Annotated in this window: 12 protein-coding genes; 8 read left to right on the forward strand and 4 right to left on the reverse strand. The window is 37.1% G+C overall.

What is annotated here, in order from left to right; genetic code table 11:
- The first annotated feature begins 271 nt into the window (after window positions 1-271).
- On the forward strand, window positions 272-1,774 hold the full coding sequence (gene zwf / locus AC0KUU_RS22860) for a glucose-6-phosphate dehydrogenase (protein WP_013059860.1): 1,503 nt from the start codon (window positions 272-274) through the stop codon (window positions 1,772-1,774).
- Window positions 1,775-1,816: 42 nt separating this feature from the next.
- Here zwf and gndA read toward each other — a convergent pair whose 3' ends face one another.
- On the reverse strand, window positions 1,817-3,229 hold the full coding sequence (gene gndA / locus AC0KUU_RS22865) for an NADP-dependent phosphogluconate dehydrogenase (protein WP_013059861.1): 1,413 nt from the start codon (window positions 3,227-3,229) through the stop codon (window positions 1,817-1,819).
- A gap of 395 nt (window positions 3,230-3,624) precedes the next feature.
- On the opposite strand from gndA, the gene AC0KUU_RS22870 reads away from it, so the two are divergent.
- Both AC0KUU_RS22870 and ald read left to right on the forward strand, forming a co-directional pair.
- Window positions 3,625-4,860, forward strand: a complete 1,236-nt coding sequence (locus AC0KUU_RS22870) for a PucR family transcriptional regulator (protein WP_028409727.1) — start codon at window positions 3,625-3,627, stop codon at window positions 4,858-4,860.
- Window positions 4,861-5,111: 251 nt separating this feature from the next.
- On the forward strand, window positions 5,112-6,245 hold the full coding sequence (ald, locus tag AC0KUU_RS22875; RefSeq protein WP_013059863.1) for an alanine dehydrogenase: 1,134 nt from the start codon (window positions 5,112-5,114) through the stop codon (window positions 6,243-6,245).
- Between the two features lie 62 nt (window positions 6,246-6,307).
- Here ald and AC0KUU_RS22880 read toward each other — a convergent pair whose 3' ends face one another.
- Window positions 6,308-6,997: a hypothetical protein gene (locus tag AC0KUU_RS22880; RefSeq protein ID WP_280560602.1), complete on the reverse strand. Its 690-nt coding sequence runs from the start codon at window positions 6,995-6,997 to the stop codon at window positions 6,308-6,310.
- Window positions 6,998-7,361: 364 nt separating this feature from the next.
- On the opposite strand from AC0KUU_RS22880, the gene pdxK reads away from it, so the two are divergent.
- Entirely contained in the window at window positions 7,362-8,186 is an 825-nt protein-coding gene (gene pdxK, locus AC0KUU_RS22885; protein WP_280560603.1) for a pyridoxine/pyridoxal/pyridoxamine kinase, read from the forward strand.
- 33 nt (window positions 8,187-8,219) lie between these two features.
- Here pdxK and AC0KUU_RS22890 read toward each other — a convergent pair whose 3' ends face one another.
- Both AC0KUU_RS22890 and pgmB read right to left on the reverse strand, forming a co-directional pair.
- Window positions 8,220-9,089, reverse strand: coding sequence for a Cof-type HAD-IIB family hydrolase (locus tag AC0KUU_RS22890; RefSeq protein ID WP_043977539.1), 870 nt, complete (start codon window positions 9,087-9,089; stop codon window positions 8,220-8,222).
- Between the two features lie 88 nt (window positions 9,090-9,177).
- Complete coding sequence (gene pgmB, locus AC0KUU_RS22895) at window positions 9,178-9,885, reverse strand: beta-phosphoglucomutase (RefSeq protein WP_162215113.1); 708 nt, start codon at window positions 9,883-9,885, stop codon at window positions 9,178-9,180.
- 275 nt (window positions 9,886-10,160) lie between these two features.
- Between pgmB and AC0KUU_RS22900 the strand changes: the two genes are divergently transcribed.
- From AC0KUU_RS22900 to AC0KUU_RS22915, 4 genes are all read left to right on the forward strand, one after another.
- Window positions 10,161-11,798 carry a PTS transporter subunit IIBC gene (locus AC0KUU_RS22900; protein ID WP_025752447.1) on the forward strand — a complete coding sequence of 546 codons (1,638 nt, stop codon included), beginning with the start codon at window positions 10,161-10,163 and terminating at the stop codon, window positions 11,796-11,798.
- Window positions 11,799-11,802: 4 nt separating this feature from the next.
- Window positions 11,803-12,588: an endonuclease/exonuclease/phosphatase family protein gene (locus tag AC0KUU_RS22905; protein WP_013059869.1), complete on the forward strand. Its 786-nt coding sequence runs from the start codon at window positions 11,803-11,805 to the stop codon at window positions 12,586-12,588.
- 291 nt (window positions 12,589-12,879) lie between these two features.
- Entirely contained in the window at window positions 12,880-13,980 is a 1,101-nt protein-coding gene (locus AC0KUU_RS22910) for a glycosyltransferase family 4 protein (protein WP_165575688.1), read from the forward strand.
- The gene (locus AC0KUU_RS22915; protein WP_013059871.1) at window positions 13,977-14,915 is read left to right on the forward strand and encodes a glycosyltransferase family 2 protein; all 939 of its coding nucleotides are present in this window, start codon (window positions 13,977-13,979) and stop codon (window positions 14,913-14,915) included. Before AC0KUU_RS22910 ends, AC0KUU_RS22915 begins: the two co-directional genes overlap by 4 nt.
- Window positions 14,916-14,917 lie beyond the last annotated feature (2 nt).

Genomic DNA, 14,917 nt, shown 5'->3' on the forward strand with positions numbered 1-14,917 from the left:
TTTCTCCGTATTCGAAACAAAATACTTTTAAACTTGTTAAAAACATGGAATAATAACTACAAATTGTTTTAATCTATTTGCGTTAACCCTTTAAAATCGTTACAATTTATTAGTAGTTCTATACATAAAGGAAAAGGTAAACAAGCAATCATTCGTTTGTTTATAAAGGCCGAGTTTAACGGGCAATGAATCCCCAGATTTCATTTAAGTGTTGTCTGTTAAAGCGGAAAAAAATTGAACGTAACTACGACAAAGTGAGGTCCTAGAAGTAATGACAAATGTACAACCAAAATCCATTATCGTAATTTTTGGCGCTACAGGTGATTTAGCAAAACGTAAGTTATTCCCCTCTATTTTCCGCTTATATAAAGCGAACAAACTATCGGAAGATTTCGCTGTTGTTGGTGTCGCAAGAAGACCTTGGACTAATGACGAATTACGCGAAAATGTAAAAAAATCAGTGAGCAGTTTCAAAAACAGTGACGCTGACATTGAAAAGTTTGCTTCACATTTTTATTACCAACCGTTTGACGTAACAGATGTCGCTTCTTATCAAGAATTAAAAAGCCTAACAGAAAGTCTTGATGAGCAATACAACGTGCCTGGAAATCGTATTTTCTATCTAGCAATGGCACCTGAATTTTTCGGAACAATTGCTTCGAATTTAAAAAATGAAGGTTTAACACAAACAGACGGTTGGAGTCGCCTAGTCATTGAAAAGCCGTTTGGTCATGATTATCCTTCCGCTAAAGAACTAAACGAACAAATTCGCCATGCATTTAAGGAAGATCAAATTTATCGTATCGACCACTACCTCGGTAAAGAAATGGTGCAAAATATCGAAGTTATCCGTTTTGCAAATGCTCTATTTGAACCGATGTGGAACAACCAATACATTTCAAACATCCAAATTACGTCTAGCGAGACGCTTGGTGTAGAAGATCGTGGCCGTTACTATGAATCTTCAGGTGCCCTTCGAGATATGGTACAAAATCATATGCTTCAAATGGTGGCATTGCTTGCAATGGAACCGCCAATTAAATTAACACCGGAAGAAATTCGTAGTGAAAAAGTAAAAGTACTGCGTGCTCTTCGCTCTTTATCAGTAGATGAAGTAGATGATTATTTTGTACGAGGCCAATACGGCAAAGGTGTACTTGAAGGAGAAGAAGTGATCGGCTACCGCGAAGGAAACTCGGTTGATCCTGAGTCTAACACCGCTACATTTGTTTCTGGTAAGCTTATGATCGATAACTTCAGATGGGCTGGCGTACCAATTTATATTCGTACAGGTAAACGCATGAAAGAAAAAGCAACGACAATTGTTGTACAGTTCAAAGACTTACCAATGAACCTGTACTTCAATAAAGATAAAGAAATTCATCCAAACTTGCTTGTCATTCATATCCAACCGGAAGAAGGCATTACGCTTCACTTAAACGCGCGTAAAACGCCGGGTGCAACATCGTCCACACCAATTAACTTGAACTATTGCAATAACTGTGGAGATAAAATGAATACACCGGAAGCTTATGAGCGCCTTATTTATGATTGCATGCTTGGAGATGCAACGAACTTTACTCACTGGGATGAAGTAGCCCTTTCTTGGAAGTTTGTTGATACCATTTCAGAAGCATGGGAAAGCACAAAAGCACAAAACTTCCCGAACTACGAATCAGGTTCAATGGGACCAAAAGAATCAGACGCATTGCTTGCTGAAGACGGTTTCCACTGGTGGCCAGTCGGAGAAGACAACTTCTCACCTAAAGAGTAAATAAAAAAAGCAGCTGTAGTATACAGCTGCTTTTCTTGTTTTTTATTTTAACCACTCAGTATGGAATACGCCCTCTTTATCAACACGTTGATATGTGTGAGCTCCGAAGTAGTCACGTTGCGCTTGTAAAAGGTTCGCTGGTAACGTTTCTGTACGGTAGCTGTCATAGTAAGCTAATGCACTTGAGAAACTTGGTACAGGAATACCTTGTTTAACCGCAATTGAAATAACTTCACGAAGAGCCGACTGATAGCCTTCTACGATATCCTTGAAGTATGGGTCTAATAATAAGTTTGTTAGATCTGCATCGCGATCGTAAGCTTCTTTAATTTTTTGTAAGAATTGTGCACGGATGATACAACCACCACGGAAGATCATTGCAATATCACCGTACTGTAAATTCCAGTCATATTCTTCAGAAGCTGCTTTCATTTGAGCAAACCCTTGCGCATATGAACAAATTTTACTCATGTACAATGCTTTACGGATTGCTTCTACTAATTCGGTTTTATCACCTTCAAATGCAGCTGCATTTGGACCGCTCAATACTTTGCTTGCTTTTACACGTTCTTCTTTCATAGCTGAAATAAAGCGCGCAAATACAGATTCCGTAATGATTGGTAGTGGTACACCTAAGTCAAGCGCACTTTGGCTTGTCCATTTACCTGTACCCTTTTGACCTGCAGTGTCTAAAATAACGTCTACAAGTGCTTTACCTGTTTCTTCATCTTTTTTCGTAAAGATATCAGCTGTGATTTCAATTAAGTAGCTATCTAGCTCGCCTTTATTCCATTCAGCAAATACTTCATGTAGTTCATCTGTTTCTAAACCTAATACGTTTTTCATAATGAAGTATGCTTCACAAATTAACTGCATATCGCCATACTCGATGCCGTTATGAACCATTTTCACGTAGTGACCTGCACCATTTGGTCCAATGTATGTGCAGCAATCATCGCCTTCAACTTTCGCTGAAATAGCTGTTAAGATTGGTTTTACAAGTTCATATGCTTCTTTTTGTCCGCCAGGCATGATTGAAGGTCCTTTTAATGCGCCTTCTTCTCCGCCGGATACGCCTGTACCGATGAAATGGATACCTAATTCTTCTAGCTCTTTGTTACGACGAATTGTATCCTGGAAGAATGTATTTCCGCCATCGATTAAAATGTCGCCTTTTTCTAAGTATGGTTTTAACGAATCAATTGTTGCATCTGTAGCAGCACCAGCTTTAACCATTAATAAAATTTTACGCGGTTTTTCAAGAGAATTAATAAACTCTTCCACACTGTATGTACCTGCAAAATTTTTACCTTCTGCTTCTGTTTTTAGGAACTCTTCTGTCTTTTCAGGAGAGCGGTTATAAACTGAAACAGAATAGCCTCTGCTCTCAATGTTTAGCGCCAAGTTTTTCCCCATAACCGCTAAACCGATAACACCGATTTGTTGTTTTGCCATGTTAAATTCTTCCCTTCATGTGTAATATGAATTGGTCAACCTAATCGTAACTGAACATATCATAAAGAAAGTTACAGATTCAAGTTTGATATAACCATAATCATACGTTTTATTATACACATTTGAAAAGAATCATGCTCACCGAACATTGATTATTTTGAAGAAAATTTCGATAAAATAAGCGAAATGAACGCAGTTACTAATCATCCGTACATTCTTAACTACCTTTAGACGCATTTTAACATTTTCTTAAACAATTACTTTTGTTAAAATATTAAGCAGTTAATCATTTCAATGAATTGATGATCAACACGGTTGTTACCGTTTTACTATATTTATTGTAGCTAAAAAGCTGTACTAGTACTTATTTTGTTTTATGAAGAGGGATTTTATATATGACGAAACCAATCAAAGATCCGTTCAAGGAAAATTTTGATACGCTTGAAGAATTCGCTGATCGCATTAGCGAAGTATTGAACTGTCCTATTACCATTGAAGATGCTAATCATCGCTTATTAGCTTATAGCACCCATGACGAAAGAACGGACCAGGCGCGTATTGCCACAATTATTGGAAGAAGAGTTCCGGAAAAAGTCATCAACAACTTATGGAAAGAAGGCATTATTCCTAAACTGCTTGAGACAAATGAACCTGTGCGTGTGAAAAATATAAATGAAATTGGGCTTGGAGATCGCATAGCTATTTCCATCTGGAAAAATGAAGAAGTTCTAGGATTCATCTGGGCTGTTGAAATTGAGAAAGCCTTAGGCGACGAAGAAGTAGAGCTATTAAAAAAAGCTGCGAATGTATTAAAAAATAAATTGCTACAGCTTCAAATTCGAAAGTATAAACGAGAGGAACGTTCACAAGAATTTTTCTGGAAATTATTAACTGGTCACATTAAGTCTCGCCAAGAAATTTCAGAAGCGTTTTATGAAGCTCAAATTACAGCTCCATCAACATTTTCCATTGCTATCTTCCGCTTCCAAGAAGATATTACGCCTGAAGCTGAACGTCAAATCTCGTATATGCTAAAAACGATGCATCGCTTGAAAATCGTTCTTTATACGATTGATTGCAATGACTTAATCTTACTGCTTTCTTTGGATGCGGTTGAAAACCCTCTTGATGAACAGCGAGATTTTGTAGACTATTTTAGAGGCAACATGTATGAACGCTTTGATGTTACTCAAATTAAAGCCAGCTGCAGCAGTATTTATTCATCGCACGATCATATCGAAAAAAGTTATAAAGAAGCCTTGAACGTATTAGATATGAAAAGTAAGTTTCCAGAAGAAACGAAAGAGATTATTAACTATCAGGAATTAGGTATTTATCAATTTCTTGATGTTATTTTAGAAAAGCGCGTGCAAGATCAATTTGAAAACCATTCTTTAAAGAAGCTAACTGATTACGACCTTCGTCATAATAGCAACTTGGTGGAGACTCTCGAAGTATTTTTAAATAATGATAATAACATTAACGAAGCAGCAAAAGAATTAAATGTGCATATGAATACACTTAGCTATCGATTAAAGCGAATTTCAGAGATTGGTGATATTAACTTAAAGGACGTTAATCAAAAAATGACTCTTTATATTGATATTAAGTTAATGAAATATAAAAAATAACAGATAATGTAACTTCTTTTAACATTGAGCTATTCGTTTATTTTCTAATAAACAAATAGCTCTTTTTTTACTTTTTATTTCCTTATGATGTTAGATGACCTTACATAAAAATTAAAAATTCTGATAAGTAAGCGTTTACATTTGTGTGTTTAAACAAAAACCACTTCTTCAATTCTTCTTTCTAGACAAAGAAATTTCATAAAACTTTCTTTATACTAAAGGTACACAAACGACCAAGGGGGAAATTAATCATGATTATTGGCGTACCAAAAGAAATCAAAAACAACGAAAACCGAGTAGCGATTACACCAGCAGGCGTAGCATCATTTGTTGGTACAGGTCATCGTGTATTAATTGAAAATGAAGCGGGTATTGGAAGTAACTTCACAAACGAAGATTATGTAAAAGCTGGAGCTGAAATCGTTGAGACAGCAGCTGACGTTTGGGCACAAGCTGAAATGGTTATGAAAGTAAAAGAACCATTAGCAAGTGAATACGGCTATTTTAGACCAGGTCTTATCTTATTCACATACCTTCACTTAGCAGCTGAACCAGCACTAGCAAAAGCATTAAAAGATAGCGGCGTAACAGCCATTGCTTATGAAACAGTAGCAGTAAATCGTACATTGCCTCTATTAACACCTATGAGTGAAGTAGCAGGACGTATGGCTGCTCAAATCGGTGCACAATTCCTTCAAAAATCAAACGGTGGAAAAGGAATTTTATTAGCGGGTGTTCCTGGAGTTAGCCGCGGAAAAGTAACGATTATCGGAGGCGGCGGTGTTGGTACAAATGCTGCAAAAATCGCAATCGGTCTCGGTGCTGATGTAACAATTATTGATTTAAGTCCTGAACGCCTACGTCAATTAGACGATATCTTTGGCAACCAAATCAATACGCTAGTGTCAAACCCTTACAATATTGCAGATGCAGTAGCAGAGTCAGATTTAGTGATTGGCGCAGTATTAATCCCAGGTGCAAAAGCTCCAAAACTAGTAACGGAAGAAATGGTGAAGACAATGAAGCCAGGTTCTGTTATTGTTGACGTAGCAATCGACCAAGGCGGTATTGTTGAAACAATCGACCACATTACAACACACGATCAGCCGACTTATGAAAAGCACGGGGTTGTACACTATGCAGTTGCAAACATGCCGGGAGCAGTTCCTCGCACATCAACAATTGCTTTAACAAACGTAACCGTACCTTACGCACTTCAAATTGCTTCTAAAGGTGTTCACAAAGCAATCGCTCAAAACGAAGCGTTAAAATTAGGAGTGAACGTTGCAAACGGAGCCATTACGTACGAAGCAGTTGCACATGATTTAGGTTATGATTATGTATCAGTAGACGTAGCTCTTGAAAAAGAATTAGCTTCTATCTAATAAATAGTGAAAAACGTCCTTAACCCGCTGTTAAGGGCGTTTTTATTTTACATGAACAACAATTAGCTATAAAAAACACGACTATTTAAAGCTTTGTGTATCTGTTCACTGGTAATCTCCGGTACTATTGGCCAGAATTCAGGAGTAGGAAACATAAGGTTACTAGGCGTTCTATTATGATTTCCATCTAGTTCATGAAAAGGTTCTGGATCATCCGTCTCGTTAAAACGATTCGTAATAAACATAAAATGACCTAATTCATGTGCGAGAAGATACTCCTCTGTACTTGCATTTGTCATAATAATAAGCGGAAAAGAATTATAAGTTACAGCGAGAGTAGATGAATAATCAAAATTAACAGGCCCAAATCTATTTCCATTCATATAAAATACATACACATCAGCATTTTGACAAACTTTTCGGCCAGTTTTAAGCATTGCTTGTACCATTGTAAGATGACTAGCCCCTCCAATTGGAAAATTTTCCGCATTATTAACAATGCCACTGATGTTTTCCAAAAAAACAACTGAACGTGTAATAGTAAATGTAACACCTTGGATTAATCGGTTTTTCTCATATTGTTTCCATATTTTATTAGCAGCGGCTATGTCTCTTTTTACACGATTGGGAACTATAGACTGATTATCTGTGGAGTTTCGATCAACTTTAGCTCCTGGTAATACAATTATACAAACATTTAAAGTGCCTGCCTTAACAGTTCTGAAGTGATCATTTGTTAAATTTGAATTCATATAATAATCTTTGTGGTTTTTTTTGCGAGGTTGTGATTTATTGAAAGCATACGAATCGTCTTTATAACTGTCATGATTAGAATGTTTTTTTATGTGAATCACCCTTTCTTAAGTTTCTCTTTATTTTATTCATGAAAAGAAAGAGTGCTTGTACCATAAGGTAAAAGAGGCTAAGACAAAAGTATACACTTAGGATTCATACAGTTTTTAGAAATTGAATATCTACATTAAAAGCGATAAAATAAAAGAAAAAGTGAAAAGTGAATGGAAGAAATTTATCTAAAACACATTGGGCAGCTAAAAACCGACCGGTGGAAGTTTTACTCTATTTTCTCTATGAACTTAAAATACGGGAGGATTTTTTATGACAATGAATAAAGCATTAACCATTGCGGGTTCTGACAGCAGCGGCGGAGCTGGCATTCAAGCGGATTTAAAAACATTCCAAGAACTGAGTGTTTACGGAATGACAGCTTTAACAACAATTGTAACAATGGATCCCGATAACAGCTGGTCTCATAACGTATTTCCGCAAGAAGTTTCAACTGTTGAACAGCAGTTGAAAACAATTGTAAAAGGCGTAGGCGTACAAGCTCTAAAAACAGGTATGCTTGGCTCAGTGGAAATTATTGAACTAGCCGCAAAAACAATTGAAGAATATGGTTTAAAAAATGTCGTAGTAGATCCTGTGATGGTATGTAAAGGAGAAGACGAAGCGCTTCACCCGGAAACAACTGTCAGCTTGCGTGATGTACTAGTTCCAAAAGCAACAGTCGTAACCCCTAATTTATTTGAAGCTAGTCAATTAAGTGGACTTGGTCCTATCAAAACGGTCGATAAAATGAAAGAAGCAGCCGTCAAGATTTTTGACCTTGGTGCCGAATATGTATTGATTAAAGGCGGAAGTAAATTGGCGCATGAAAAAGCAATTGATTTGCTTTATGATGGAAAAACGTTTGAGATCTTAGAGTCTGAACGTATTGAAACAACATTCACGCACGGTGCTGGATGCACATACTCAGCTGCGATTGCTGCTGAATTGGCAAAAGGCAGTGACGTCAAACAAGCTATTTATACAGCAAAAGAATTTATTACAGAAGCAATTCGTCATTCATTTGCTTTAAATCAATATGTTGGACCGACAAATCACGGTGCATACCGTCGTAACAAGGAGAAAGTAACAAACTAAAAAGCATGCCTAAAGGCATGCTTTTTAGTTTACTTATTGTTTAACTGTTTCAAGCGCATTTAAAATAGCTTGAGCTACGCCGTGCTCGTCATTTGTTCCTGTTACGATATGGGCAAACTCTTTAATTTCTTGAGGGGCATTCCCCATCGCTACAGCACGTCCAACTCGCTGAAACATCGATACGTCGTTATAATTGTCTCCAATGGCCATCGTTTCTTCTAGAGAAATATGGCGTTCTTGAACAAATGATGTAACTGCAATTCCTTTTTGAGCATTTTCATCATTTATTTCAATATTTTCTTTACCAGATGCACTGACTGCAATCGAATCTAACTTCACAAGTTCTATTTTTGCCTGTTCTAACTTTTCTTTGTCAAAAGAGAAAGCAAGCAGCTTATAAATGTCCTTGTTTGGATCTTGAAATAACGCTTCATACTCTTCAATAAGCTTTACTCTGCCGCTATTGAAACGCTCTTTTGCCGCTTCTAACGATTTTTCATAATTATTTTTTAAGCTAGCGCTTAAATAAATATCCATTAATACCGACAAAGCTTTTTCATAGTCATTTGAATACGTGCCTTCACTTGTATAGACTTCAAAGTACAGCTGAAACTTCTTAAAAATATCCTCTACTTCGCGAATAGATTCCATCGTCATGCCTACTGAATATTGTTTTTCTCCTTGTGGATTCCGAAGCTCTGCTCCGTTTGCACAAATTAAATATGTATGAAGTCCTGCTTCTTCTAAAACATAACGGGCCTCTTCATAAGAACGTCCCGTAGCAACAACAACTTCCACCCCTGCCTTTTGAGCTGTCTTAATCGCTTGGGCATTTTCTTTACTTACAACTTGTTCACTATTTACTAAAGTTCCATCCATATCGATCGCAATACATTTAATCATGATGTACCCCTTCCTATGCATCTTTGCTCTCTTATTTTATTCTAGCATATGTTTTTTTGCGCTTTGCTACTTGCATGTAAAAGATTTACTAATTTTTTGTATACGCGCTGTTATAATCTGTTCCTTTTCTTGCTTTTTCGAAAACCTCTTTGATCGTCTTTAAATGCAAATCAGCTGTTGAATATACGTGAAAACTCACATCCTCTTCCTTCAGATGCTTACCAATGCCGATAGAAACCATATCTGTTTGATTAATAGCTTTTATACCGGCCTCTCCATCTTCTATGCCCACACATGCATAGGGTTTTACTTGTAATTGATCGGCAGCTGTCAAAAATATTTCTGGATCTGGTTTTCCCTTCTTTATTTTTCTCACATCCACAATGCAATCAAAAAAAGAACGTATTCCTAGCGAATCTATTACAGTATTTGCATTTGAACTAGAAGAAGCAATTCCCATTTTAATGCCTTGCTTTTTGCAATCCTCTAACAACAATTGTATTCCTGGAAGTAGATGATCCTTTGTCATTTCCCTTATTAATGCTTGGTAATGCTTATTCTTTTCATCAGCAAGCTGTTCTTTTTTTTCCACTGTGAGACGTACGTTGCCTTGTGCAGCAATGAGCTCTACAGTTTTCACTCGGCTGATCCCCTGAAGCTGCTGATTCAGTTCTTCAGAAAATGAAACGTTAAGTTGATCTGCTACTTTTTTATTTGCTCTATAATATAAATGTACCGTATCTGCAATAACACCGTCTAAATCAAAAATAATCGCTTGTAGCCCTTCTTTTTTCATATTATCCTCCTCTGCACTTGTCTTTATGCCATTACTTGAATGCTTTGATTACATTCTATCGTGTTAAAATACCGTTAATACTGTTCACTTTATCATAAAATTTTTTTCATCATTTATGATTCATGAATAAATTTTTCAAAAAAAGAGAAATTACAGTCTTGCATTATGAAAGCCCTTTTATTACAATAAGGTTATGCAAACGGTTGCACTATCTTTGAAATATAGTTTATCAAAAAATAAAATGAAAACCCATACATAGGGGAAGGGGAAAAACTATGAAGAAGTTCTTTTCATTTGATTTTTGGCAGAAATTTGGTAAGGCTTTATTAGTAGTAGTAGCGGTTATGCCCGCAGCTGGTATTATGATTTCACTTGGAAAACTAGTTGCAATGACTGGGGGAGACATCACTGCTGTACAAACAATTGCACGCGTGATGGAAGACATAGGCTGGGGTATCATTACAAATCTTCATATTTTGTTCGCTGTTGCCATCGGGGGCTCTTGGGCAAAAGAACGTGCTGGAGGTGCATTTGCTGCACTCATCGCATTCATTCTTATTAATCGAATTACAGGAGCCATTTTCGGAGTTAAAGCAGAAATGCTCTCAGATTCAAAAGCAACGGTTCAATCACTGTTTGGACAAGAATTAGTTGTAAAAGACTACTTCACATCTATTTTAGGATCTCCTGCTCTTAACATGGGAGTGTTCGTAGGAATTATCGCTGGGTTTTTAGGTGCGAATTTATTCAATAAATATTACAACTATGATAAATTGCCTGAAGCCCTTTCGTTTTTTAACGGCAAGCGCTTCGTACCATTTGTGGTCATCGGTGGTTCAGTTGTAACGGCACTGCTTTTATCCATTGTATGGCCGTTCATCCAAGGTTCATTAAACAGCTTCGGACAGTGGATTGCAACATCTAGAGACACAGCTCCTATTCTAGCACCATTTATTTTCGGAGCATTGGAGCGCCTACTTCTTCCATTTGGTCTTCATCATATGCTGACAGTTCCTATGAACTACACGGAGCTAGGCGGAACGTACAAAATTTTAACAGGTTCTGGAGCAGGTTCCACTGTTGCCGGTCAAGATCCTTTGTGGCTTGCTTGGATTGCAGATTTAAATAATTTCCGCGCTGCAGGAGATATGGACAGCTACAAACAGCTCTTACATGACGTTACACCTGCACGATTTAAAGTAGGACAGATGATTTTATCTTGTGCGTCATTAATTGGAATCGCTTTAGCAATGTATCGTAACGTAGATCCTGACAAACGTTCAAAATATCGTTCAATGTTCTTTTCAGCTGGACTAGCTGTTTTCTTAACAGGCGTAACAGAACCAATCGAATTTATGTTCATGTTCGCAGCACCTCTTTTATATGTCGTATATGCAATTATGACTGGACTGGCTTTTGCCATTGTTGATATTGTTCATGTTCGCGTACACTCCTTTGGCGTAATTGAACTATTAACACGTACACCAATGATTATCAAAGCCGGACTATGGGCTGACTTAATGAACTTTGTCATCGCCTGCCTTGTATTCTTTGGCTTAAATTTTGGAGTGGCAAACTTCTTAATCAAACGTTTTAACTTCCCAACGCCGGGACGTAACGGAAACTATATCGATGAAGAAACAACTGCAACAAGCAGCAAGCAGGTGAAAAATGATTCGCTTGCCCCAGTCATTATTGGACTGCTTGGCGGAGAAAACAATATTGAAGACGTTGATGCTTGTATGACTCGCTTACGTGTAACGGTAAAAGATATACATGCCGTTGCAGGAGAAAGTGAGTGGAAACAAAACGGAGCCCTTGGTTTAATCTTGAAAGATAAAGGGGTACAAGCTATTTATGGACCTAAAGCGGATGTTTTGAAATCCGACATTCAAGATTTGTTAGGAGCTTAACATAATGAAGCTATTAACGTTAAATTGCCACTCTTGGCAAGAGGAAAATCAGCTAGACAAGTTATCTTGTCTAGCTGAAGTAATTAAAAAAGAAAAATATGATGTCATTGCTTTACAGGAAGTAAGCCAAAAAGTAGACGCACCTTATGTATATGACTACATTCGCAGCGATAATTACGCTTGGCTTTTAGCAAAAGAACTGGGTAAGCAAGGTGAAGACTATCAATTGGTATGGGATTTATCTCATATAGGCTATGAAGTGTATGAAGAAGGAATTGCCATTTTAACGAAACACCCGATTATTGAAGAGCATTCATTTTTTGTTTCACAAACGTCAAATATTGACTATTGGAAAACGAGAAGAATTGTTGGAGCCACAATCGAATATGAAAAAGAACTTCTTACGTTTTATTCTTGTCATCTTGGCTGGTGGGATGACGAGGAAGAGCCGTTCAAGCAGCAAGTTGATACACTGCTAGCTCATGTACACAAAGATAACCCATTTTTCCTACTTGGAGACTTTAATAATGACGCTCATAGACGAAATGAAGGTTACGACTACCTGTTGAGCCAAGGCCTCTATGATACGTATACTCTATCGAATAAAAAAGACAGCGGTATTACAGTTAAAGGTAACATTGCTGGATGGGATGATAATGAACGGGCACTGCGCCTTGATCTAATTCTATCGAGTCATGCGCAGGATATTCAGTCATCAACTGTGGTGTTTAACGGCATACATTATCCCGTTGTTTCTGACCATTTTGGGGTAAGCGTTGAAGTGAAATAAGTGACATAAAGCGAACGAATAGCGTTCGCTTTTTTTCGTGTGATTATGATGATGTGAAAATCATCTTCTTTACTGCTTTATCTATCGTTTTGGAAGTGTCCGATAAACTTTCGCATTTTAAAAAGTAGGTGTGCTATAATATTGTGATGTTGGCGATATGCAACCCATTTTTGCATGTTTATCAATGAAATCGCTCAACTTAATAGTAAGATGATACATGTAAGCTCTATTTAAATGAACACCCGTTGTCATTATCATAAACTAATAAAGAAAAATAGGTGTGAAACAATCATGAAAATTTTGTTGATTTCAAATATGTATCCTTCGGAACAATTCCCTAGCTATGGTGTATTTGTTCAAAACACTGAAAAAATTTTAGTTCAACATGGTATTCAAGTTGATAAAATTGTCATGCAAAAAAAGACAAGTAAATTAAGCAAGCTTTTTAGCTATGCTTCTCATTATGCTAATGTCGTCTTGACGGGCTTGACAAAAAACTACGACTACCTTTACGTACATTATGCATCTCATAATGCTCTTCCGCTGCTGATTCTTAAAAAGCTAAAGAAGAATGTGAAGATTGTGACAAACGTGCATGGTTCAGACGTTGTACCTGAAGTACCTTCACAGGAAAAGTATCAGCCTAGAGTAAATGACTTATTGCACCATTCTACTAAAATTATTACTCCTTCTCCTTATTATAAAGGGCTCGTTGAAGAGAAATATAAGGTTCCTAACCCAATCTATATTTTTCCAAGCGGAGGAGTGAATAAAGATCTGTTTCACCCTTATGCAGATAAAAGCAAAGCTTATCAAGAACTAAACTTGGACCCTACTATCCGTTATCTTGGATGTGTAAGCCGCATCGATGTGGGTAAAGGATGGGAATACTATCTGCAAGCAATTGCAAGAGCTGAACAACAAATGCCCACTTCTTACAAATACCTATACGTTGGAAGCGGAAAAGATGAAGCTGCATTTAAAGAAATGATCAAGACTCTGGGCCTAGAGGAAAAAGTCATCCATTTCCCTCTCCTTCCTCAGTCCTCTCTTGCTTACGTATATAATGCAATTGAAGCATTCGTGTTTCCGACCGTAAGAAAAGGAGAAAGTTTGGGCTTAGTCGGCCTCGAAGCTATGGCTTGCGGAGCACCCGTAATTGGGAGTCAGATTGGTGGTCTAAAAGATTACATTATAAACGGAAAGAATGGTCTATTCTTTGAACCTAAAAATGTAGACGAACTAGCTTCACAACTACAGGCTTTTATTAATCTTCCTGAAGATGTGAAACAGCAAATGTCTCAACAGGCGTTACAAACAGCAAACCGCTACACAGTAGATGTAATTGCTGAACAACTCCCAACAATTTTTTTTGATGAGGTGGAAAAATGAAAGTCGCAGTTTTAATTCCTTGTTATAACGAGGAAGTAACAATTGGAAAAGTAATTGACGATTTCAAACGCGAACTGCCTAGTGCAGATATTTATGTGTACGATAACAATTCAAAAGATCGCACAAGTGAAATTGCACTTGAACACGGGGCAATCGTCAAAAAAGAATTCAAGCAAGGAAAAGGAAACGTTGTACGTTCGATGTTTCAAGAAATTGATGCAGATTGTTATGTCATGGTAGATGGGGATGATACGTATCCTGCAGAATTTGTTCATCAATTAATTGAGCCTATTAGAAATCGAGAAGCTAACATGGTCATTGGAGATCGTTTATCAAACGGAACGTATCTCGAAGAAAACAAACGTGCTTTCCATAATTTCGGAAACAACTTAGTACGTTCTTTAATTAACGGCCTGTACAAAAGCAACATTAAAGATATCATGACAGGTTATCGTGCGTACGATAAATTATTTGTAAAATCAATACCTGTGATGAGCCCGGGATTTGAAATTGAAACAGAAATGAGTCTTCACGCGTTAGATAAACGCTTCCGCCTAAAAGAAATCGCGATCGATTATCGCGATCGACCTGAAGGCAGCGAATCGAAACTTAATACGTTCTCTGATGGATTTAAAGTGTTACGAATGATTTTTACGTTATTTAAAGAGTACAAGCCGCTTCAGTTCTTCTCCATTTGGACAGTGTTATTTATTGTCGCAGGATTAGCTGTTGGTGCTCCAGTACTTTATGAATTTTTTGATACAGGCTTTATTACCAAAGTACCTTCATCTATCTTAGCAACTGGATTGATGGTGTTAGGTGTTTTATCTTTCGTCTGTGGATTAATTCTAGATACAATCGCTTCATTAAATCGCAAGCAATATGAATTAGAACTAAATAAAAAAATTGAACAGATTGAACAAGTAGGAGAATAACA

This window comes from Priestia sp. ST2, from assembly GCF_055810735.1.